This is a genomic window from Alishewanella agri BL06 (genome assembly GCF_000272005.1).
Taxonomy (GTDB): domain Bacteria; phylum Pseudomonadota; class Gammaproteobacteria; order Enterobacterales; family Alteromonadaceae; genus Alishewanella; species Alishewanella agri.
This window is the reverse complement of the sequence record NZ_AKKU01000020.1, coordinates 31793-53628: the sequence shown is the minus strand read 5'-3', so window position 1 is coordinate 53628 and position 21836 is coordinate 31793. Positions and strand designations below refer to the sequence as shown.

18 protein-coding genes are annotated in these 21836 nt (G+C 52.5%); 8 read left to right on the top strand and 10 right to left on the bottom strand.

Annotated features, from left to right (window positions below):
- Positions 1-34 precede the first annotated feature (34 nt).
- The gene (locus AGRI_RS11525; RefSeq protein ID WP_156808391.1) at positions 35-2080 is read right to left on the bottom strand and encodes a protein-disulfide reductase DsbD family protein; all 2046 of its coding nucleotides are present in this window, start codon (positions 2078-2080) and stop codon (positions 35-37) included.
- 197 nt (positions 2081-2277) lie between these two features.
- On the opposite strand from AGRI_RS11525, the gene AGRI_RS11520 reads away from it, so the two are divergent.
- Positions 2278-4521: a TonB-dependent receptor gene (locus AGRI_RS11520; RefSeq protein ID WP_008985112.1), complete on the top strand. Its 2244-nt coding sequence runs from the start codon at positions 2278-2280 to the stop codon at positions 4519-4521.
- 55 nt (positions 4522-4576) lie between these two features.
- Here AGRI_RS11520 and AGRI_RS11515 read toward each other — a convergent pair whose 3' ends face one another.
- Both AGRI_RS11515 and AGRI_RS11510 read right to left on the bottom strand, forming a co-directional pair.
- The gene (locus tag AGRI_RS11515; RefSeq protein ID WP_008985111.1) at positions 4577-6133 is read right to left on the bottom strand and encodes a serine hydrolase; all 1557 of its coding nucleotides are present in this window, start codon (positions 6131-6133) and stop codon (positions 4577-4579) included.
- Between the two features lie 11 nt (positions 6134-6144).
- Positions 6145-6756 (bottom strand): flavin reductase family protein, encoded by a 612-nt coding sequence (locus AGRI_RS11510; protein ID WP_008985110.1) that lies wholly within the window; start codon positions 6754-6756, stop codon positions 6145-6147.
- 122 nt (positions 6757-6878) lie between these two features.
- Between AGRI_RS11510 and ltaE the strand changes: the two genes are divergently transcribed.
- The 6 genes from ltaE to AGRI_RS11480 all read left to right on the top strand — a co-directional run bounded on the left by ltaE (position 6879) and on the right by AGRI_RS11480 (position 13380).
- Complete coding sequence (gene ltaE, locus AGRI_RS11505; protein ID WP_008985109.1) at positions 6879-7961, top strand: low-specificity L-threonine aldolase; 1083 nt, start codon at positions 6879-6881, stop codon at positions 7959-7961.
- Positions 7962-7993: 32 nt separating this feature from the next.
- The gene (locus AGRI_RS11500; RefSeq protein WP_008985108.1) at positions 7994-9283 is read left to right on the top strand and encodes an amidohydrolase; all 1290 of its coding nucleotides are present in this window, start codon (positions 7994-7996) and stop codon (positions 9281-9283) included.
- A 70-nt stretch (positions 9284-9353) separates the two neighbouring features.
- Complete coding sequence (locus AGRI_RS11495; protein ID WP_008985107.1) at positions 9354-10856, top strand: SEL1-like repeat protein; 1503 nt, start codon at positions 9354-9356, stop codon at positions 10854-10856.
- A 15-nt stretch (positions 10857-10871) separates the two neighbouring features.
- The gene (locus AGRI_RS11490) at positions 10872-11849 is read left to right on the top strand and encodes a tetratricopeptide repeat protein (protein ID WP_008985106.1); all 978 of its coding nucleotides are present in this window, start codon (positions 10872-10874) and stop codon (positions 11847-11849) included.
- Entirely contained in the window at positions 11849-12244 is a 396-nt protein-coding gene (gene gloA2, locus AGRI_RS11485; protein ID WP_008985105.1) for an SMU1112c/YaeR family gloxylase I-like metalloprotein, read from the top strand. Before AGRI_RS11490 ends, gloA2 begins: the two co-directional genes overlap by 1 nt.
- A 38-nt stretch (positions 12245-12282) precedes the next feature.
- A complete protein-coding gene (locus tag AGRI_RS11480) occupies positions 12283-13380 on the top strand; it encodes a hypothetical protein (protein WP_008985104.1) in 1098 nt (365 codons plus the stop codon).
- A 321-nt stretch (positions 13381-13701) separates the two neighbouring features.
- Here the strand turns inward: AGRI_RS11480 and AGRI_RS11475 are convergent, their stop codons facing one another.
- From AGRI_RS11475 to ppc, 6 genes are all read right to left on the bottom strand, one after another.
- Positions 13702-14118, bottom strand: coding sequence for a GFA family protein (locus AGRI_RS11475; RefSeq protein WP_008985103.1), 417 nt, complete (start codon positions 14116-14118; stop codon positions 13702-13704).
- A gap of 26 nt (positions 14119-14144) precedes the next feature.
- Positions 14145-14783, bottom strand: a complete 639-nt coding sequence (locus tag AGRI_RS11470; protein WP_008985102.1) for a hypothetical protein — start codon at positions 14781-14783, stop codon at positions 14145-14147.
- A 27-nt stretch (positions 14784-14810) separates the two neighbouring features.
- On the bottom strand, positions 14811-15410 hold the full coding sequence (locus AGRI_RS11465; protein WP_008985101.1) for a dienelactone hydrolase family protein: 600 nt from the start codon (positions 15408-15410) through the stop codon (positions 14811-14813).
- Between the two features lie 242 nt (positions 15411-15652).
- On the bottom strand, positions 15653-15883 hold the full coding sequence (locus tag AGRI_RS11460; RefSeq protein ID WP_008985100.1) for a hypothetical protein: 231 nt from the start codon (positions 15881-15883) through the stop codon (positions 15653-15655).
- A 509-nt stretch (positions 15884-16392) separates the two neighbouring features.
- Positions 16393-17349: a DMT family transporter gene (locus tag AGRI_RS11455; RefSeq protein WP_008985099.1), complete on the bottom strand. Its 957-nt coding sequence runs from the start codon at positions 17347-17349 to the stop codon at positions 16393-16395.
- 135 nt (positions 17350-17484) lie between these two features.
- Positions 17485-20115, bottom strand: coding sequence for a phosphoenolpyruvate carboxylase (gene ppc, locus AGRI_RS11450; RefSeq protein WP_008985098.1), 2631 nt, complete (start codon positions 20113-20115; stop codon positions 17485-17487).
- Between the two features lie 169 nt (positions 20116-20284).
- On the opposite strand from ppc, the gene AGRI_RS11445 reads away from it, so the two are divergent.
- Positions 20285-20995, top strand: coding sequence for a VC0807 family protein (locus tag AGRI_RS11445; protein ID WP_008985097.1), 711 nt, complete (start codon positions 20285-20287; stop codon positions 20993-20995).
- Here AGRI_RS11445 and AGRI_RS11440 read toward each other — a convergent pair.
- Positions 20992-21831, bottom strand: a complete 840-nt coding sequence (locus tag AGRI_RS11440; protein ID WP_008985096.1) for an ion transporter — start codon at positions 21829-21831, stop codon at positions 20992-20994. The genes AGRI_RS11445 and AGRI_RS11440 overlap by 4 nt on opposite strands.
- Positions 21832-21836 lie beyond the last annotated feature (5 nt).

The window sequence follows — 21836 nt, the reverse complement described above, 5'->3', positions numbered from 1 at the left end:
CATAGACTCCTGTTGCGTTGAAAAACGGGCGACCTTACTGACTACTCAGTCGCTCTAAAGTTTGCCGGAGCGTATCCGGCGTTAAAATCTGCGGTAATACTTCTGGCGCCTGCCCGGGCCAATACAACACATATAGCGGCACGCCATCACGCTGGTATTGGTGTAAATAGGCGGTAATATCGGCATCACGCCGCGTCCAGTCGCCTTTTAAATAGGTCACATCATACAACGCCAGCGCTGCTTTACTGCTTTCGGTATTTAGCGCCACCCGCTCATTGACCAGACAGGTAATACACCAGTCGGCCGTCATATTCACCAGCACCGGCTTGCCGCTTTGTCGCAGCTGCGCCAGTTTATCCGGGCTCCAGGCTTGCCAGTGCGCATCTGCCGCCGCTGCGGCCGGTGTCGCACTGTCCGGCACTAAGCGCAATACCCCAACTGATAATAAGAGTAGCAGCGCCGCCAATAGCGGGCGGCCCCAGCCGGCGCGGCTAAACTGCCAACTACCGTATAACCAGCAGGCAGCGGCGATTGCCACCATACCGCAAAGCAGCACTGCGACCGCATCGATACCCGCCTGGCGACCAAATACCCAAACCAGCCATACTGCACTTAAATACAACGGAAACGCCAGCAGCTGCTTAAGCGTATCCATCCAGGCACCGGGTTTGGGCAGTGCCTGCGCTAATGCCGGCAAATAGGCCAGCAGCAAAAATGGTAACGCCATCCCCAAGCCCAGTGCGACAAAGACCAGTAAGGCTAACAGCGGCGGCTGGGTGACGGCATAGCCTAAGGCTCCGCCCATAAAGGGCGCAGTACAGGGGCTGGCCACCACAACGGCCAGCACACCGGTAAAAAAGCTGCCTTTGGCACCTTTGCTCTGGGTTAAACCGCTACCGGCACTCATCAGGCCAAGGCCAAACTGCACCACGCCGGATAAACTTAAGCCCAGGGCAAACAGTAAATACGCTAATAAAGCCACCAACCAGGGGCTTTGTAACTGGAAGCCCCAGCCCACTGCCGAGCCGGCCGCGCGCAGTGCCAGTAATAACAGCGCCAGACTGACAAAACTGAGCACCACCCCTAGCGTGTACCAGATTGCATCGCGGCGTTGCTCAGCACGCTGCCCGCTATTCGCGGCGATACTTAACGCTTTGAGTGACAGCACCGGAAATACGCAAGGCATCAGATTTAGAATCAGACCACCGGCGGCAGCCATAAGCAGAACCAGCCACAGGCTAGTGCTTTCCGCCGCAGTGGCAGGGCTACTCTCAGCTGCCGCCTCTAACAGCACGCTGTAGCCCTGGCCGTTACCACTTACCAGCACCAACTCAAAACTGTCCGCGGCACTGGTAAAATAGGTATTCAGATTTTGCCGCAGTAACCATTCACCTTCGCTGAATACCAGTTGTTGTTGTGCAGCATGATCCACCAGCTCAGTGGCGGCGACAAAAAACTGCTGAAAATCGACATCCGGCAAACCGCTAACTGCTGCAGAGAAGCTACCGCCAGCAGTATCAAAGCTGCCGCGTACCGCTAATGGCAAGGGCTGACTGCTTTTACCCCGGGCGATCAGAGCGGTGGCACTATCAGACAGCACCGCCGCTGAACCCACTGTCAGCTCGAGCTGAAATTCGGCATCTGCCGGGATACAAATTTCCTCACAGACCAACCAATCAACCTTAGCCTTAATCGGCAGGCTGCTGTCGGTATAATCGAGTGGTATTGTTAATTCCGTCAGCAGGATAGTCGGACCAGCGAAACCATAGTTCATTAGGGGAGGAATAGAAAACGCCTGCGGTGTCGGCCACTGGATAGGACCGGTGCTAACGCCTTCGGGTAACTGCCAGCTAATACTGGTAGGCAAGCCCGAGTCACCGGGGTTTCGCCAGTAGGTATGCCAGTGTTCGTCCGGAATAAAATGCAACGCCAACAGCAGTTTTTGCCCCGGCATCACTTGCTGATACTCGCTGACCAGCTCAGCCCTGATGTGCTTACTTTCTTGCCAGCCACTGCTGTGCGCCCAGGCTGCGGTACTGATACAGCAGCACAACAGCATGCTAATGAAAATTCTGAACACTGTTTCCACCTCCGGTTATTGGTTTACGTTAATACAACATCTGCGATCAACCGACCAGAGAAATTGCGGTAAAATTAAGCTAAAAGCAGGCAAATACACGACAAACCGCTATAATAGAGCGCCGTCTGCAGTCACTGTGGTCACTCCAGTTCTTCGCGCAGACTGCATCATCTTCTAACAACTAAGGTGTAACATTCATGACCCTATTTACCAAATCTGCTGTGTTTGCAGCGGTACAGGCTGCACTGTTCGGTGCAACTCTGGGTTTTTCTCCAGTGCTGCTAGCACAGGAAAGTGACAAAGATCCGGCCGCTGAAGAGAAAAAACTGGAAAAGATCACTATCACGGCACAGCGCCGCAGCCAAAGCATTCAGGAAGTACCGATTTCTGTCGCTACCCTGTCGGGTGAGAAATTCGATAGCATTTTCGTCTCAGGAGACGATATCACCGCCCTGGCGATTAAAGTGCCTGGCCTGTATGCCGAAAGTTCGAATGGCCGCGCAGCACCACGCTTTTATATCCGGGGTTTAGGTAACACCGATTTCGATTTGGCCGCCTCACAACCAGTATCGATCGTGATGGATGACGTGGTAATGGAAAACGTGATCCTAAAAAGTTTTCCACTGTTCGACGTGCAGCAGGTGGAAGTCATCCGCGGGCCACAGGGTACATTGTTCGGCCGCAACACCACAGCCGGTATTATTAAGTTTGATAGCGTGAAACCCCGCCAGGATTTTGATGCCTATCTGAAAACGACCGCCGGCACTTTGGGTACCGCGCATTTTGAAGGTGCTGTCGGCGGCGGCCTGACCGATTCGCTGTCGGCACGGGCCTCGTTCCTGTCACAACACCGCAGTAACTGGATCGATAACAGCTTTACCGGTCAGAACGATGTGATGGGTGGCTACGACGAGCGCACCGGCCGCCTGCAGTTTTTATATGAAAACGAGCAGTTTGACGCCTTATTCCAGGTACATAGCCGTAACTATGACGGTACCTCGACGATGTTCCGCAAAAACATCTTAAGCCCTGGCAGCAACAAGCTGAACCAGAACTATGACCGTGATGTGGTGGCTTATGATGCGCCGGGTAATAACGTACAGCGCTACGATGCCTGGGGCAGCTCGCTGAAATTCGATTTCCATTTAGATGGTATGACGCTAACCAGCATTTCGGCGATTGAAAAAGCAGCGGGTGGTGGTATCGGTGATATCGACGGTGGTAACCCGGATCAGGCGGGTGCTGCCGCAGTGCCTAATGCCGTCACTGAAGATCAGCTGAAAGATTTAAAGCAAGTCACCCAGGAAATTCGTTTAGCCAGTGATACCAGCACTGCGCTGAGCTGGCAGGTAGGTGCCTTCTATTTCGACTCGTCGTTTGGTGTTAATACCATTGACGGTTTCTTCGGTGCCACTGAAGTATTCCACGGCAATACCAGTTGGGCGCTGTTCGGCCAGACCTCTTATCAGGTTAACGATAAGCTGACTCTGACCGGTGGTTTACGTTACACCGATGACGAAAAAACCTTCTCGGTCGGCCAGCAAAACGTTGATGGCTTCGCCTTAGTAATTGGCGCAGCACAAATCCAGCAGTATGACCCGATTAAAGTGCGCGATGATCAAATTAGCTGGGAATTAAGTGCGAATTATCGCCTTACCAACAGCACCAGCGTATTTGGCCGGGTGGCTGAAGGTTTCCGCGCCCAGACCATTCAGGGTCGTGATGTGGCCTTTGAAGCACCACCGTCAGTCGCCGGTGCCGAAACCATCACCTCGTTTGAAGTGGGTACCAAGTCTGATCTGCTGGACAATACGCTGCGCTTAAACGCTGCCCTGTTCTATTACACCATTGATGATATTCAGTTATCTGCGATCGGTGGTCAGACGCAAGGTAACCAGCTGATCAATGCCGACAAAGGTACTGGCTATGGCTTTGAAGTTGACTTCGACTATCGGGTACTGCCAAACCTGAGTTTTGGTGGTGGTTTTAGTTATAACAATACTGAACTGAAAGACGATACGCTGACCGTCGCGCCTTGTGGTTCTGGCCTTTGTACTGTACTGGACCCCACCACTACTGATGGCTTAGCGCTGATTAATGGCAATCCGTTCCCACAAGCGCCGAAAACCATTCTGACACTGAATAGCCGTTATGCCTATCCGGTCGACAGTGGTGAAATTTATGTGTTTGCAGATTACCAGCTGCAGGGTAAAACCAATTTATTCCTGTATGAGTCTGCTGAGTTCCGTAGCAATAACAACCACGAAGCCGGTTTACGTGTTGCCTACGTTAATGATCAGCACAACTACGAAGTGGGTGTATTTGGTCGCAACATCACCGATCAGGACAACCTGAAAGGCGCAATCGACTTTAGTAACCTGACCGGCTTTGTCAATGAGCCGCGGGTATTTGGCGTTGATTTTAGAATTAACTTCTTCTAAGCAATTGCGTTAATGATAAAAGGGCAGCGCTGACTGCCCTTTTTTATGGCCTGTTTTACTGCCGCCGAAAGCGCATATCACGGTAGCTATGCCGCTCACCCGGCTCAGCCGCATAGGGTTCCAGCGTAAAGCCGGTAACCTGACGGCGGTTATTCAACTGAAAGTGGATTAACGCCGGCCCGGCAACATTAGGATCAGTCCAGCGCACGATAAAGCTATGATCGGCAAAAGGTTCCAGCCGGCCTTGCAGATTAATCATCCGCGCCGATTGCAGACTTAACCCCTGCTCATCCTGAGCTATCAGCATGCCACCAAACCAGTTATCGTTATAGTTGCCAGCATACTCCTGCAGCGCCAGCAGTACCTCGCCGGTACCAACAGGTTGTGCCGCGGCCGGCCGACCCGCCGCCCGCTGTTGCTGCGCGGCATAAAACGCCACCCAGTCCTGTTGCTGGTCAGGCGCCAGATAGTGCTTTAACAGGCTTTGCACCACCGCCTGACGCGCACCACTATTCGAACCATTGTTCAGCACCACAAAACCCAGTTGCTGCTCCGGCACCAATACCAGATGCGCCTGAAAACCAGACAAGGTGCCGGTATGATGTACCACTTTAACGCCATGCATATCAGCCATGCGCCAGCCCAGACCATAGGCGGCAAAATTAACCTGATCCAGCTCGCGGTCATTGCTGCCCACCGCCATCAGGGTTTGCGGCGCCCACATTTGCAGCAACTGCGTCTGACTAAAGGGCGCGTTCGCAGCAGCCTTACCCTGATACTGCGCCAGTAAGAACTGCATCCAGGGCACCAGGTCGCTGGCACGACAGACAACACCGCCGGCGGCGGCCGACATCAGCATCTTGCCGTCAATGGCATTACGCGGAATGGCCACAAAGCCATCTTCGGCACTAAAGCGATAGGGTTGGGCGGCATTTTGCAAGGTATCTGCCGGCTGATCTCCGGCAAAACACTGCATATTTAACGGCGCAAAAATGCGTTTAGCGACAAAATCCTGCCAGGGTTCGCCAGCCACTTTCGCCACCAGCTCGGCAGCCGTAATATAGAGCACATTGCTGTACGCATACTGCGACCGGAAGCTGCTGACCGGCGTCAGATAACGCAGATTATGCACCACCTCGTCGCGGCTAAAGCCACTGGGCTCAGGCCAAATCATGCTGTCACCGGCAGCCCCGGCCAGGCCGCTGCGCTGACTTAACAGATCACGAATGGTAAATTCAGCCGTTACCCAGGGATCCTGCAGCCGAAACTGCGGTAAATACTGCACCACCTTGTCATCCCAGCTCAGCTTGCCCTCATCGACCAGAATCGCCACTGAAGCAGCAGTAAAGGCCTTACTGACCGACGCCAGCCGAAAATAGGTGTCACTATCGACCAGGGCGCCCGTTGCCAGATCGCGCTCACCGAAGCCCGCCAGATGCAACACCTGACCATCCTTTACCACCGCGATGGCCATACCGGGTGTATCAAACTGCTGCAACGCCGCCGGCACCAGCTGCGCCAGATCTGGCAGCGCGGCTGGCGGGTTGGTATTGGCCCAAACGCCAACACTGCCGGCAAAACCAAGTACACAAAGCAAATAGCGTATTGTCATTCTGCTGTCCTTTAAACTTGTGGTCTGAGCAAGGTCATTTTCTGGCTGGCACTGAGCGTAAAGTACTCGCCCGGGCCACCGCCGCGCAACAGTGGATCGGCCGCCAGCGTATCAAAGACGCCATTAACCAGCAGTTGCGGTGCGATATGCACCCCTATTACTTCGCCTAACACCAGCCAGGTGGGCAACTCGCGACCATCGGCGGCCTTTAATGGCAACAACTGGCTGAGTTTACATTCAAAGCGCACCAGGCTTTCTGCGACCTGCGGCGGCCGGACTAAGCGCGATTCGGCCATCGTCAGGCCAGCCAGTTCAAATTCGTTGACCTCAGCCGGCACTGTCGCACTGGTTTGATTCATCGCAGCCGCCAGCGGCCGGCTGACCAGATTCCAGCAAAACTCGCCGCTCTGCTGGATATTTTGTACCGAATCTTTCCAGCCGGTGCTGGCAAAACCAATAATCGGCGGACTGTAATTAAACAAATTAAAAAAGCTGTACGGTGCCAGATTGACCTGCCCCGCCGCGCTGATACTGGAAATCCAGCCAATCGGCCGCGGTGCAATAATGCTGTTTAGCGGATCATGGGCCAGGCCATGGCCCTGTGCCGGTTGATAAAAATGCACGCTTATCTTACTCCTTCTCCACCTTTGCCGTTAGCCTACTACTGATGGCCGCAGCCTGCTTGTGTTTAGCCTGCCAGTAAATTAGCTTAAGTGCCAGTGTTGTTCGATTGAGAGCCGTGCCGATGCCTGATTTTCGCAGTGATACCGTAACCCGCCCCAGCCACGCCATGAAAGAAGCGATGTTTCACGCTGCGCTGGGCGATGATGTTTTTAATGATGACCCCACGACGCTAGCCCTACAAGACTATGCCGCTAAGATGCTGGGCTTTGACGCAGCGCTATTTGCACCGAGCGGCACCCAGACCAATCTGATTGCGCTGATGAGCCATTGCCAGCGTGGCGATGAAGCCATTGTCGGCCAGCAGTGGCACACCTATAAATGGGAAGGTGGCGGTATGGCGGTGCTGGGCTCGATTCAGCCGCAACCGCTGGCGCTGCAGGACAATGGCACTCTGGCGCTGCAGGATATTCAGGATGCGATTAAACCAGACGACCCGCATTTTGCCCGTACACGGCTGATTGTGATTGAGAATACCGTCGGTGGCAAAGTGCTGCCGCTTAGTTATATGCAACAGGTCGCCGCCTTAGCCAAAGCGAATAATTTACAATGTCATATTGATGGAGCCCGGCTATTTAATGCGGCGGTTGCGCTCGCGCCCAATCATCAGCTTAGCCCGCAGGCGATGGCCCGGGCACTTTGTCAGGGTTATGACTCAGTCTCGATTTGTTTATCCAAAGGTCTGGGCGCACCGGTTGGCTCCTTGTTATTAGGCTCTGCCGACTTTATTCAGCGTGCACGGCGCATTCGCAAAATGCTGGGCGGCGGCATGCGCCAGACCGGCGTGATTACCGCAGCCGGCCTGTATGCGCTGCAACATAATATCGAGCGGCTGGCTGAGGATCATGCCAATGCCCGCTTGCTGGCGGAAGGCTTACAGGCGTTAAGCCAGCAAGGCCGCTTTGCCGGCCAGCTCAGGGTATTGCCGGTACAAACCAATATCCTGTTTACTGAACTGCCGCTGGCGCTGGCCGATGCGTTGCAGCACTTTTTGGCGCAGCATCAGGTTCAGCTAACCGCCAGTAACTACGCTAATGCCAGCAGTCAGTTCAAACGCATGCGCTGGGTGTGTCATTTGGATATCAGCCGCGGCGATATTGAGCAGACACTGGATTTATTAGCCAGGTTTGCGCATAGTGAAGCTTAACTATTTTGCCAGCCTTGCCGCGGAGCCTGACCATGAAACTGACCTTTATTGCTGCTGCCTTATTTGCCGGTAGCCTGTTAAGCCTGAATAACAGCCATGCCGCCGAGGTGCTGCGCATCAGTCCGCAACTGGAGCAACAGGTGATCAGTTGGCGGCGCGATCTGCACCAGCATCCGGAACTGAGTAACCGCGAGTTCCGCACTGCTAAGGTGGTCGAAGATCATTTACGTAAACTGGGGCTGGAAGTACAAACCGGCATCGCCCATACCGGTGTCGTAGCCATTTTGGATAGCGGTAAACCGGGTCCGCTGCTGGCACTACGCGCCGATATGGATGCGCTGCCAGTCACGGAACTAACTGATCTGCCGTTTCGCTCGACCGCAAAAGGCGAATATCGCGGCAAAGAAGTGGGCGTGATGCATGCCTGCGGCCATGACTTACATGTCGCCATGTTGATGGGCGCCGCCGAATATCTGGTACAGCAGAAAGCGCAGCTTACTGGCAAGGTGATGTTTATTTTCCAGCCAGCCGAAGAAGGCGCACCAGCCGGTGAAGAAGGTGGCGCGGCACTGATGTTAAAGCAGGGCCTGTTTGCCAAACATAAGCCGGAGGCGATCTTTGGTATTCATGTCTGGTCAGCGGCCAATACCGGTGTGGTGCAGTATCGTAAAGGGCCGCTAATGGCCTCGTCGGATCGCTTTGAAATCCGCGTTAAGGGAAAACAAACCCATGGCTCAGCGCCCTGGGGTGGCGTGGATCCTATCGTCGCGGCAGCGCAGATTATCAATAACGTACAAACCATTGTCAGCCGGCAGATTAATATTACCCGCGCCCCGGCCGTACTAAGCTTTGGTATTGTTGAAGGCGGGGTGCGCAATAATATTATTCCGGATGAGGTTTATCTGGAAGGCACTATCCGTAACTTTGATTTAGGCATTCGCCAGCAAATTTTTGGCCTGTTAAAGCAGGCAGCCGAAGCCAGTGCCGCCGCAACCGGCGCCACGGCCGAAGTTAAAATTGAAGAGGGTTACCCGGTAACATTAAATGATCCGGAGCTAACCAGCCGCTCGCTGCCTATTCTGCAGCAGGTCGCCGGTCAGGATAAGGTGCAGGAAGGTCAGTTGGTCACCGGCGCCGAAGATTTCTCCTACTATGCGCTGGAAACGCCGGGCCTGTTTGTATTTTTGGGTATCACCCCGGAGGGCCAGGATCCGGCTAAAGCACCCGCCAACCATTCACCGCATTTTTATGCCGACGAGAAAGCGCTAAAAACCGGTACTGAAATGTTTATTAACTGGGTGCTGGCGTACCCCGCAAGCTAATTGTAGACTGGTGAACAGCCAGCCAGGAGTGGCATGGCGATAACAATAATAACAACTCACCGGGAGTGATATGCGTTTCGCTATTTTTGTCTTTATAGTCTTTAGCTGCGGTGCAGTATTAGCACAACAACGGCCGATGTCTGAGCAAATGCCAAGCGGTCAACCTTTAGGCACCGGCATGCCAACCGGCTTTCAGTTCCGTGACATGACGCGTTTGAAGGATGCCGCTGATAACGCGGTTAGCACTACTTACTATGCCTTTTTGGTTGATGGCTTACCCGAAGTCACAGGTACCGACACCGGCGTTAACTGGTGGCATGTTAATCCACTGCTTGAACGCGGCGACTTTCCGGCAGCGCTTAGTCAGCTACAACAACTGTTAACATTCGGCAATGAGTGGGCAGCGGTTTTGCTGGCTGTGATGGCCGAACAGGGTCTGGGCCAGCCGGCAGACCCGATTACTGCGCTCGCCTACTATCAGTTAGCCGCCAAAATCCAGGACGGTAAACCGCAACCGGCGCAGTTGGCTCTGCTCAAACAACTGACACCGGAGCAAATTCAGGCCGCCACTGAACTTACTGACCAGTTTATTGCTGGCATGAAGATTCGGCCCTGGGAATACCGGCCCAGAGCTCAGCCAGTGTTGATACCCGATCCCAAAAATGGTCTGGTTTTCAACCGACGGGAACGGAGTAAGGCATTTTTTGGCAGCGCTACCGTACTGTCTCTGGTCAATGAGCGGGGAGAGGTGTTGTTTACCGAAGCCGTATCCGCTAACCCAGCCGGGCATTTCGTACCCTCAACCACTAAATTTATGCAACGCCGTCGCTATGAACCTGCCGGCACCAAGCAAATTGCCCGCTTGGTAGCGGATATTCCACAAGGCAATGCCGTGCACACCAAAATGCTCACTCAACTGATCTCTGAGCATAAGTTATGGCAGCGGGCGACAGCGGGTGAAGCCGAAGCGCAATATCAATTGGCACGGCTGTTAGATTTAGCCGAAATTCAGGTCAGTAAAAGCCGCCTGAATTTTGAACCAATCTTACCTAGTCAGGAACTTCCCAGATTTGAGCTGTATAATCAACGCTACGACGTCTGGACCTACTTCGCTAACCCCATCAATGCCAGCTTTACCAAAACTGAGCAAGGTGAATTAGTGTCAGAAACTCTGGATACCGCAACTTTGGCATTAGTTAAAAAAGAGCTTGGCGAAGACGCACCCGCCGGCCGCTATCGGGTTTATTCGCAAAATCTTGGCTTGAAATCAAAAAATGCCGTTATTGAATGGCAAATTACTGTCCCGCTTGGCTTAAGCGCCAACTTCTGGTTAAAGCGGGCTGCAGAAAGTGGTTTTGAACCGGCCCAACGTGAACTGGCACTGCGCCTGAATACCTGGGAACACTATATCGCCGAGCAGGGTAAAGACCCACTCATTATGGCGTGGTACGCCGTCCGTTTGTACAATGAAGAACGCAAAACCGAGGCGTTAGCGATGTTACAACGGGCAGAGCAAGCCGGTTATCCGCATGCCAGGCGCTTTCGCGAATGGTTAACTGAATACGACCTGTAACCAAGGATTGTTACTATGCCACGACACCTTACACTCACCCTATTATTTGCCTGCAGTCTGCCGGCTCAGGCACAGCTGCCACTACAACAACAACTGGAGACCTTATGGCAGCAAGGCGCCTATGCTGAAGCAAAAACCCTGCTGGCACCCCAGGTAAACAAAAAGACCAAAGATGCGTTTTTACTGGCCGCTTTGGGGCGTACAGAGCTGGCTCTGGGGGAAACCGAAGCGGCTGCCGACTGGTTGGAAAAAGCCATCAAACTGGATATGACTAATGCGGAATATCAGTTCTTATACGGCAATGCCAGTTGTAACCATGCCCAAAAAGCCATTATGTTGAGCGCGTTGGCGCATGCCAAACGCTGTGTAAAAGCCTATGAAACGGCACATAGCCTGGCGCCGGCTGAGCCAAAATATTTGCAGGCGCTGGCGCAGTATTACGCCCAGGCGCCGGGTATTGCCGGCGGCGATAAAGCCAAAGCCAAGACGCTGGCAGAGCAACTAACAACAATCAACCCGCTAAAAGGCCAACTGCTGCAGCTGGAATTGCTACTGCGTGAAGATTTAGCGCAGGCCGAAGCCATGCTGGCGCAGTCTGAACTATTACAGCAAAGACCTGAAGCCTACTTTTTAATCGGCGTAGAGCAGGCAGCAAAACGCGACTATCAGGCGGCAATCCGGCAGTTCCAGCTGGCCAGCGAGCAGCAGGTCACCGATCGTGACGCACAACGCAGCAGATTGCTGGCGCTATATCAGTTGGGCCGCGCCGCGGTGCTGGCGAAAACCGCCACCGGACAGGGAATCAACGCTTTGCAGCAGTTTATTACCGAAAGTCAGGGGCAATTACCCGAATTTCAGGAATGGGCACAGTTTCGCTTAGCTCAGCTCTATCTGGCTAACGAACAACGCCCGGACGCCGAAGCGCTGTTACGGCCTCTGCAAGCCAGCACCAAGGACGATAACCTGAAAACTGAAATTAAAAAGGTACTGTAATGCGGCCACCGGCCATGCAAGGCATTCACCATGTGGCGCTGATTTGCAGCGATTATAAACGCAGTAAGCGGTTTTATAGCGAAACCCTCGGCCTGCCGATCCTGGCCGAGCACTATCGCGCAGCACGCCAATCCTGGAAACTGGATTTACAGCTGCCAGATGGCAGTCAGCTGGAGTTATTTAGCTTTGTCGGCGCGCCACCCCGCCCCAGCCGCCCGGAAGCACAGGGGCTACGCCATTTGGCTTTTGCCGTAACCGATCTGGATGCCTGGCTGGCTTATTTACAGCAGCAAGGTGTTACCACTGAGCCAGTACGGGTAGACGAATATACCGGCAAGCGCTTTACGTTTTTTCAGGATCCGGATGGCTTACCGCTGGAGTTATATCAAGTCTAACCCAACTATCATCTCTACTAAGCCCAGGGAATTGCTAAATGAAATGGATTTATTTGCTGCTAGGTGTTTATAGCCTAATTATTGCCCACAGCGTAACAGCAGAAACTCAGTCAATCACAGGTTATGCCTGTGAGGACTGCTCGGCTAAAGAGGCAGCGAAATTAACAAGCAGCCAGGCGTCAGTGTTACTATCTTGTCAGCCAGACAATAACCAGAATACGTTAAAGGCTGCCTCTTCAAACTGTGTACTTACACAACGCCGGTTTTTAATTTTCGACATTTTTAATCAAAAAGCCCATGCGTTTAACCTTGCTTACCAGCGGCAACGTTTAGCCACAACGCCTTCGCGACTGACCAAAGCGGAGCATAGTGCCGCGAAAGATTTTTTTCAGTTACTGCAGGTAAAATCGCACATCTTAGATAACATCGCTTTATCACATCACGAGGATATTAGCTTACCTAATAGCCAAATCGATTTTAAAGCAAACAGTTGTAGCTTGGATCCGGGGGCTGTCGTACTGAGGTTAGCCTTAGATCCGACGCTGACAACCCGGTTGCGGGATCGTGTTAATGTTGATTACAACAGCCTTAGTGCTGATGATGAGCGAACTGGATTTGCTGCTTTGCACGTCTCAGAAAGTGGTTTCTACGCGCTAAGGAATGGCAGCAACTTTTCGGTAGCTTGGGATAAGCTGCATAAAGCCAGGTTAATTAAAAAACAAATCATCGCAGAGTCAGCCGATTACGCAACTATTGCCCATACTACAGCCTCCGGCCTGCTCGCATTCCGACTTGGTTGGCAAGACGATCTGACCGCCCTTAGCGTAGAGGTTGAACCGCAATATACGATGATTACGCCAGACATATCACTTGCCGATGTGTTACACCATAGTTCGTGGAATATCAAACTTAGTGCCTGCGCTATCGCTGAGCTACAACAACATTTTGTCACCAGCAGTTATGCACGACCAAGGTCCGATTTTTCTGCCGAGAAGCGACAGCATCACAGCAACACCACTGAGATTGCTCCTGAGCACTATTCAGCCGATGCGGTAACAGATGAAACCTGTAGATGGTTATTCCACGACAAGGAAGGTAAGTTAGTTAGTACTGTGTCCGGGCCTTGTCCATCCTAAAAGATTAATTGGGCTGATTTAGCCGCCAACCTGCGGCGGAGAAAAACAGCTTTAAGGGCTAAATCAACCACCGCAGCTTAAACCAGGCTACGACTCCGGTACGCTCGCCGTACCGGAGTCGCCATCTGTGATAGTGGGTTAAACAACTTTGGTTAACGTAACACCCTGCCTGCGAGCAAGACCTACAGCCTTAGGGACGACTAAAGCAGCCACCACAGTATAAACCGGGCTACGACTCCGGTATGCTTGGCGTACCGGAGTCGTCATCTGCGATAGTGGGATAGAAACCTTTAGCTGATGTAATGCACCGCCTGTTGATGATTACTTCTTAACCGCCCGGCCAGGCTCATGTTCATCGTAGCGAGGAAGCTGCGCATCCAGGTCATCCCAGTTGGCTCTGGAAGACACAAAGTTATGTGATATCGGCTTTTCCAAAATATCGGCATCTAATATGCCCAGCCTTAAGCGCAATAACTCTGGCGACGCGTTGTTACTGCTAAAAATTGGCGATGCACAAACTTTGCAAAAATGTCGTTTTTTGCCAGGCGCGGTTTCATAACAACCCATTTGCTCCTCGCCTGTTTTAATGATTAAACCGGCCTTACGTACGAAACCATTTGTTGCATAAGCAGTGCCGCTGCTTTTTCTGCACTTTGAGCAATGGCAATGAATAATTGACTCAATTCCACCATGTACCTCTATCGTTACCGCACCACATAAACAGCTACCCTGATACATCCGACTTCCTTATGCTGTCGCTTAAATTAGTTTGTGCGCTGAGTTTCACGCATCCGTTTTGACAAATTGTCAGGTGTGGTTGCCCCAATATAGACCAGCGCCACCCATACAGCGCCGCTTAGAAAAAGTAACCACTCGATTGCCGGGCTCAGTTCGACGAAAACATTACCTTTAGTTGTCGCCGAAAGCATGGCCAGCAACAGCAGGTTAAAGCTGCCCAGTAACACCTGTTTATACTCAGCTGCCCGCTGCAACAGAACTAACATACCTACGATGGCGATCGCTAAAAAGCTGGCCGAGATAATAGTTAGCAAATTATGCATTGGTGTGGTCACCGCAATAAAGGCATAGACCATAGCACCCACCCCAAATATCTGCACCGTCTTGCTGGCGATGGATTTTGGATACGAAGTGGAAATAAGCCAGAACATTACGCTAAGGCTGGTCGCGTACAGCAACATGGCAACAAAGGCGAAGCTGCGGGCGGTGTTAGTCAGGCCATTTAAAGCCAGCGGCTGAAATAATGCCGAGACATAATTGGCAGTAAAACTAAAACCATCGGTACTGGCATCCCAGCTGGTGCCACCGGGATAGTTCCAGGCGGCAAGGAGCCAGAACGGTATGGAAAGTAGCAGTACGTTGAGTGGTAGATATCGTTTGATCATGGTTGATATAGGTATTTCTTTAAAATGTTAGCGCTGTAATAACCGTCGGAGCGTAGCGACATCCGCCAGCTTGCTGGCTTGGTTTATTACTTTGTTAAATGCACCTGCACCAATGCTTGAATACTGATGTGACAAAGGGTTCATAAAGCCGTGCCCATAATCAGTAATGATGCACTGAACATTATCAATTTCGTTCAGAATACCGCTAACATCATTGACATCAAAATGCTCCTCTCGATTTGGAAAAACAATCGTACAAGGATATTTTGGTGTAATGTGGAGATGATATCTGATTTGCCCAGGGTAAAACCCAACAAAATGCAATATGTTAGATTGCCAGTCGGATTCCATATTTCTCCAAGCGGCAGAAGCGCCTGCGCTAAAACCAATAATTACCAACTCCTCAAGTGAAGAAGAAATTGCATCTTGTACTTTGCGAAAATAGCTATCGTGACCACAATTGGCAAGAAATGCATCATAAGCTGATTGCTCATGGCTAAAGGACTTCTCTTTACCATCATAAGGATCAACAACTTCAACATGAGCCCGCTCAGCCATTAAGGCGTTGGCAAGGGAAAGTACAGAAGCTGTAACTCCAAATATATCCGTAACGATTAAGACTCTCATAGTTCCATTATGCCTTTAACATTTGGATTTGCTGCTGGTTTGGCGACCAGTCCACTCATGCGTTTGTTAGCCATGTTATAGTTTGAAAACTGAGCCAACCCGCTGATATCCGAGCTTCTCATAATAGGCGTCTTCATTTGGCTAGGGCACACCTAAATGGCGAGCAACTTGTTGCGAGTCCAGCGGTTTAAGGTGATTGTTAGCTGCTTTAAAGTATGTCGGGGACATTAAAAGTACCAGTTTTAGAATAAATCATAATCAAGAAACCATTTGGCAGTAAATCCACAAATAACAATTACTGCACCGAATAACGATGCGTTATTGCTATCTCTATAAGTGCCAAATGCCATTAATGAAAACCCTATAGCTAATACTAGATATCCAATTCTCTGACCGTAAAAAATGAAATCAATAAAGTTGACCATGCTAAGAATTACAGCCACAGCTAAAAGTACTTTGCTATCCCTTTTCATTCTGAATTTGCCTCCGAGCTTGAATAATCATACCGCTAACGCTTATCCGACTGAAAGATCCGCATTTAAATACGGACTGCTCCGTATTTGTAAAATTAATGTAGAAACACTATAGTGCTTTTTGAAAACATACAACAGGTTATAGGTACAGCCTACCTTTGCTTTACGGGCAGATTAATTCGCCCAACAAACTGAAATTTGGCTCTTTCCACTTCAGGCGCGATCCCCTCTTTCTTCGCCAAGCCATTACTTCAGTATCACACCAATGGTCTTTAACCCACTATCGCAGATTGCGACTCCGGTACGGCGAGCATACCGGAGTCGGGATTGGGTGCTATTAGGGGGAGCGGTTTAGATTCAGGTACAGGGCGTTTTTTTCGCTGAAGTATTAATTGAGTATCTGACCAAAGGTGTTTTGCCCACTATCGCAGTTGACGACTCCGGTACGCATGCATACCGGAGTCGGGCCGCAGGAGTCGGGCAGTGTCTCAGGCTGTTTGGTGGGAGCTTTAGGTTTGTTCAGGATTGGGATGCTTGGCGGCTTGAGTGGGCTCAGTATTTGCTGCCAGCGGCGCTAATTGCTGCCCGACTTTTGTCAGTGCTTGCGCCACCACTTGGGCCGGTTTATGGCGCAGTGCCAGCATCAGTCCTGTTAGCATAATCAGCAGCACGCCGGCGCCCTGCAACAGACTTAACTGCTCGGCAAACAGCAACCAACCGGCCAGAATAACGGTTACCGGCTCCAGATAAGCCAGGGTAGCGTACACCCGGGTCGGTAAATGCTGCAAGGCGACAATGGCGCAGTAGATCGCCAAAAAGCCGGGGAAGATGCCGGCCAATGCAATCCAGAGCAGGCTGTCGCTGGTTGGCGGCGCCATACCGCCTAAAAATGGCAATACGCAACAGGCGCCGATCAGCAGCTGATAAAAGGTGCGTTGTAACTGCGAGTGGCCAGGCTGCGGCCGGCGGTTTAACAGCAAAAAGCCACTGTACGCCAGCAGTGATAACAGGCCAAACAGTAAGCCGGGCAACTGTGCAACATCCAGCACCAGTTGAAACTGGAACTGCTGTAACATGGCAAAACCTAAAAAGGATAAGACAATCAGGCCGGTATCGGGTAAATCCAGCTTTTCCTGCAGCAGCCAGTGCGCGACGACGGCCGATAGCGGCGGCGCCAGATACACCAGCATTATCGCATTAGCCAGGCTGATATACTGAATGGCACTAAGAAAGCACAGCATAAAGCTGGCCAATAGCACGCCGTTTAGCGCAATGCGCCAGTCGGGTTTGGTCTTTAGCAGTGCCAGCCGGCCGCTGACCAGTAATAACAGCAATAAGCAGAGTGCGCCCACCGCCAAACGATAAAATGTCAGCTCAGCGGCGGCCAGGCCACTTAGTCTGGCAATCACCCCGCTACTGGCCATCGCTACTGCCGACACCAGCGCCAGCAGCATATAAAACCCCATGGCTTACCTCAAATAACAAAACCGGCCTACTCGGTAAAAGTATGCCGGTTTTCACGATTTTTTACGAGCTGTGGTTTACAAGTTGCTCGCTAGGGCCTGGTGTGCAGGCCTTATTTGCTGACTCTGCTTAGCCCGCTAACCCGAGTTCCGCATACCGGCAGCAATACCGGCAATGGTGACCATCAGCGCGCGGTTGCTTTGTGCGGTTAAATCATCCGGTGCCTGGCGGGCGCGCTTTAACAGCTCGACCTGCAGGATATGCAGCGGATCGACATAGGTATTGCGCAGCATAATCGACTCGCGGATCCAGCCTTCTTTTGCCATCAGCGTATCGCTGTGAATTAACTGCAGTAAGAGCTGGCGATCGGCTGCCAGTTGCTGCCGCAGTTGTTCCCCCAACGGTTGCAAGGCGGCCGGCACCAGCACCTTGTCATAGTAGGCCGCTATCTCAGCATCCGCTTTTAAGAATACCATTTCCAGCATCGACAGCCGGGTAGCAAAAAACGGCCACTGCTGCTGCATTTCATCCAACAGCGCGCTGTGGCCAGCGTCGACCGCTTTGGCCAGTGCACTGCCGGCACCGAGCCAGGCGGGCAGCATTAAACGGTTTTGCGACCAGGCGAAGATCCAGGGGATAGCCCTTAAACTTTCGACGCCACCGGTCGGGTTACGCTTCGCCGGCCGGCTACCCAGTGGCAATTTACCCAGTTCCTGCTCCGGCGTGGCGGCACGGAAATAAGGCACAAATTCCGGATTATGCCGCACCACCGCACGATAAGCGTCGCAGGAATCGCTGGCCAGTGTGGTCATGAGCTGACGCCAGCTGGCTTTGGGTACCGGCGGCGGCAATAACAGCCCTTCCAGTACCGCACTGGCATACAGCGCCAGGCTGCGCACCGCTAATTGTGGCAAGCCGAATTTAAAACGGATCATCTCGCCCTGCTCGGTCACCCGCAAACCGCCGACTAACGACCCCGGCGGCTGCGATAAGATCGCCGCATGCGCCGGGCCACCACCACGGCCAATGGTACCGCCGCGGCCATGGAACAACGTTAATTTCACACCATAATCACGACTCAGCTGCACCAAGGCTTCCTGCGCGCTATATTGCGCCCAGGCCGCGGCCAGCACGCCGGCATCTTTGGCTGAGTCAGAGTAACCAATCATCACTTCCTGGCGGCCATTAATATAGCCACGGTACCAGTCGATACTAAGCAGCTGCCGCATACAGTCCGGTGCATTTTGCAAATCACTCAGGGTTTCAAACAAAGGCGCTACCGGCATTGGGAAGCTGATACCGGCTTCTTTTAACAATAGTTGCACCGCCAGCACATCTGACGGCTTACCGGCCATCGAAATCACATAGGTGCTTAAGGCTTCACTGCCATGGCGCGCTACGATATCGCAGGTATCCAGTACTTCCTGTACTTCAGCCGATGGCTGCCATTGCTTCGGGAACAGTGGTCTTTTATTCGGCAGTTCGCGCAGTAAAAAGGCCTGACGATCGGCCTCGCTCCAGGCGGCGTAATCGCCCAGCCCCAGATAACGGGTTAACTCTGAGAAGACCTGAGCATGGCGGCCGGCATCCTGGCGGATATCCAGTTTTAGCAGCGTTAAACCAAAAGCATAGCCGCGGCGCAAAGTGTCAGTGAGCCGGCCCTGGGCAATGCGGGTCATGCCGCTTTGCTGTAGTGACTGATAGCACAGCAGCAAGGGTTCTAGCAGCTGCTGATGATGCCAAATCAGATCGGCCGGGCGCTGCAGCCGGTCATGTTTTAATGCTTCGGTTAACCAGTCGCGGGTATAAACCAGTTGCTGGCGTAACTTATTTAACACGGCGCGATATGGCTCAGATGCCTGTTCACTGGCGGCTTGCAGCTCTGCCGAGGCCTGATTCATCGACAGCTCGGTCGACAGCAGATCTAAATCCTGAATAAAGAGATCGGCCGCTTTCCAGCGACTTAGTAACAACACCTGACGGGTTACCTTGGCAGTAACGAAGGGATTTCCGTCGCGGTCGCCGCCCATCCAGGACGAAAAACGCACCGGGGCGGCGTCCAGCGGTAAACCCTCGCCCAGTGCGCGTTGTAAATCGGTATCCAGTTCGCGCAGAAAATCCGGCACCGCCTGCCAGAGTGAGCTTTCAATCACAGCAAAACCGGATTTTGCTTCATCTACCGGCGTTGGCCGCTGTTCGCGGATTTCATTAGTATGCCAGGCCTGGCTAATCAACTCGGTGAGTCTGAGCTCGGTTTGCTGGCGCTGCCACGGCGTTTGCGGCTGTTCCAGTGCAGCCAGACAGCCGGCAATTTCGGTAAGCTTGTGGATCAGGGTGCGGCGCGCGACCTCGGTTGGGTGTGCGGTTAACACCAGCTCAATCGACAAATCATGCAGCGCCTGGCGGATATCGCCTTTCGCAATGGCCTGCTGTTGTAAGCGCTGAAACAGTTCGGTGAGCGGTTCCGGTTTTTCAATACTGCTGCGCCCGGCGGCGCTAATACTAAATTGCTGTTCGGCCAGATTGGCCAGATTCAGAAACTGCGCAAAGGCGCGGGCCACCGGCAGTAACTCATCATCCGACAGTGCCGTCAGCACCTGCCGTAGCTGTTCCGCCTGCTGATTATCGCCCTGCCGCGCTGCCTTAGACAGCTGACGGATTTGCTCCACCCGTTGTAACACCGCATCACCCAGATGCTGACGCAGCGTTTCACCCAGCTCGGTACCCAGTAACCCGACATTGGCTCTGAGAGCCGCATATTGATCCATAACCGTGCTCCACTGCTTATTGATAAAATACACCCTAGCGCGTTCTGCTTTGGTACTCAACACTGATTGCTTACCAATTGAGCAACAGTTTTTACAGCATGTCGCCGCGCACTGCACCGCGGCGCATTTGCGTTTATACTGCGCCAGTACTTTGTAAACAGGAGCTGCTATGAGTGATTCAGCCAGTCAAACCAAACCGAAAAAAGGTGGCGGCCTGCTACCCAACCTGCTGATTAACGTGGCCATTCCGGCCATTATCTTAAGTAAATTCTCCGGCGAGCAGCACTTGGGGCCGGTATGGGGTTTAGTGGTCGCGCTGGCGTTTCCGGTGCTGTATGGCCTCTGGGATTTAAAACAGGCCGGCAAAGTGAATTTTTTCTCGGTGCTGGGGGTGATCAGTGTGCTGCTTACCGGCGGTATCGCGCTGTTGCAACTGGACGCCAGCTATATTGCGATTAAAGAGGCGGCCATTCCCGGCGCCATTGGTCTGGCGGTGTTAATCAGCCAGTATACGCCCTATCCGCTGGTGCAAAAGTTTATCCTGAACGGCGAGATCCTCGATACCGACAAGCTGTATCAGGCACTGGCAGAGCGGCAAAACACGGTATTATTTGAGCGCAAACTGGCGCAGGCCGGCTATCTGGTCGCCGCTTCGTTTTTCCTGTCATCGGTGCTGAATTATATTCTGGCCAAGGTGATCCTGGTCAGTCCGCCGGGCACCACTGCCTTTAATGAAGAGCTGGGCAGAATGACCTGGCTAAGTTACCCGGTGATTGTCCTGCCCAGTATGCTGGTGCTGTTTTTTGCCATCTGGTTTATTTTCAGCAGTATCAGCAAGCTAACCGGTCGCGAGCTGGATAGCTTTTTAAACCAGCCTTAATCAACCTTGTTATTTGGCGGCAGCTGCGCCCGCAGTGCTGCCAGCTCGGCCTGCAGCTGTTGCATCTGGCTGACTAAGTCATGTTGCAGCTGCTGTTTGGCATCAATTTCTTCTTTATGCTCCTCGTCATGCATGCTTTGCACCGCATTCACGATCACCGCAATAAACAGGTTTAACATGGTAAAGGTGGCGATTAGGATAAAGGGCACAAAGAACGCCCAGGCATACGGGAATTGCTCCATCACCGGCCGTGAAATACCCATCGACCAGCTCTCCAGCGTCATGATCTGGAACAGCGTATACAGGGTGCGGCCAATATTACCAAACCACTCCGGAAAGGCTTCGCCAAACAGCTTAGTCGCCATTACGGCCGACACGTAATACACCAGGCCCAGTACCATGGCAATCGACAGCATACCGTTTAACGATTGCACCAGCGCACCAACGATTTTCTTCATCGAGGGTACAAAGGTCAGTACCCGCAACACCCGCAGTACCCGTAGCGCGCGCAGCACTGCAAAAGGCCCGCTGGCCGGTACCAGCGCTATCGCAACCACGGTGAAGTCGAACAGGCTCCAGGCATCTTTAAAAAAGGCGCCGCGATAGGCAAAGATACGCAGTGCAATCTCCAGCACAAATACCGCCAGGATCAGTTTATCTAATAACATTAACGGCGCGCCGGCCACCGCCATTACACCCGGTGCCGTCTCCAGCCCCAGAATCACCGCATTAATTAAAATCAGGCTTAATAAGCTGCGCTGTACCCAGTTTTTTTGTAACCAGGTTGCCACCTGTTGCTGCAAGCTTCGCTCTACTGTGCCGGTTATCTCTGTCATAGCGC

Bases quoted from the DNA above. Each gene is read 5' to 3' on its own strand.
- AGRI_RS11440 (WP_008985096.1), bottom strand. From the start codon at position 21,831: ATGACAGAGATAACCGGCACAGTAGAGCGAAGCTTGCAGCAACAGGTG.
- AGRI_RS11465 (WP_008985101.1), bottom strand. From the start codon at position 15,410: ATGAGAGTCTTAATCGTTACGGATATATTTGGAGTTACAGCTTCTGTA.
- AGRI_RS11470 (WP_008985102.1), bottom strand. From the start codon at position 14,783: ATGATCAAACGATATCTACCACTCAACGTACTGCTACTTTCCATACCG.
- AGRI_RS11480 (WP_008985104.1), top strand. From the start codon at position 12,283: ATGAAATGGATTTATTTGCTGCTAGGTGTTTATAGCCTAATTATTGCC.
- AGRI_RS11495 (WP_008985107.1), top strand. From the start codon at position 9,354: ATGCGTTTCGCTATTTTTGTCTTTATAGTCTTTAGCTGCGGTGCAGTA.
- AGRI_RS11455 (WP_008985099.1), bottom strand. From the start codon at position 17,349: ATGGGGTTTTATATGCTGCTGGCGCTGGTGTCGGCAGTAGCGATGGCC.
- ltaE (WP_008985109.1), top strand. From the start codon at position 6,879: ATGCCTGATTTTCGCAGTGATACCGTAACCCGCCCCAGCCACGCCATG.
- ppc (WP_008985098.1), bottom strand. From the start codon at position 20,115: ATGGATCAATATGCGGCTCTCAGAGCCAATGTCGGGTTACTGGGTACC.
- AGRI_RS11520 (WP_008985112.1), top strand. From the start codon at position 2,278: ATGACCCTATTTACCAAATCTGCTGTGTTTGCAGCGGTACAGGCTGCA.
- gloA2 (WP_008985105.1), top strand. From the start codon at position 11,849: ATGCGGCCACCGGCCATGCAAGGCATTCACCATGTGGCGCTGATTTGC.
- AGRI_RS11445 (WP_008985097.1), top strand. From the start codon at position 20,285: ATGAGTGATTCAGCCAGTCAAACCAAACCGAAAAAAGGTGGCGGCCTG.
- AGRI_RS11490 (WP_008985106.1), top strand. From the start codon at position 10,872: ATGCCACGACACCTTACACTCACCCTATTATTTGCCTGCAGTCTGCCG.
- AGRI_RS11500 (WP_008985108.1), top strand. From the start codon at position 7,994: ATGAAACTGACCTTTATTGCTGCTGCCTTATTTGCCGGTAGCCTGTTA.
- AGRI_RS11515 (WP_008985111.1), bottom strand. From the start codon at position 6,133: ATGACAATACGCTATTTGCTTTGTGTACTTGGTTTTGCCGGCAGTGTT.
- AGRI_RS11460 (WP_008985100.1), bottom strand. From the start codon at position 15,883: ATGAAAAGGGATAGCAAAGTACTTTTAGCTGTGGCTGTAATTCTTAGC.
- AGRI_RS11475 (WP_008985103.1), bottom strand. From the start codon at position 14,118: ATGTATCAGGGTAGCTGTTTATGTGGTGCGGTAACGATAGAGGTACAT.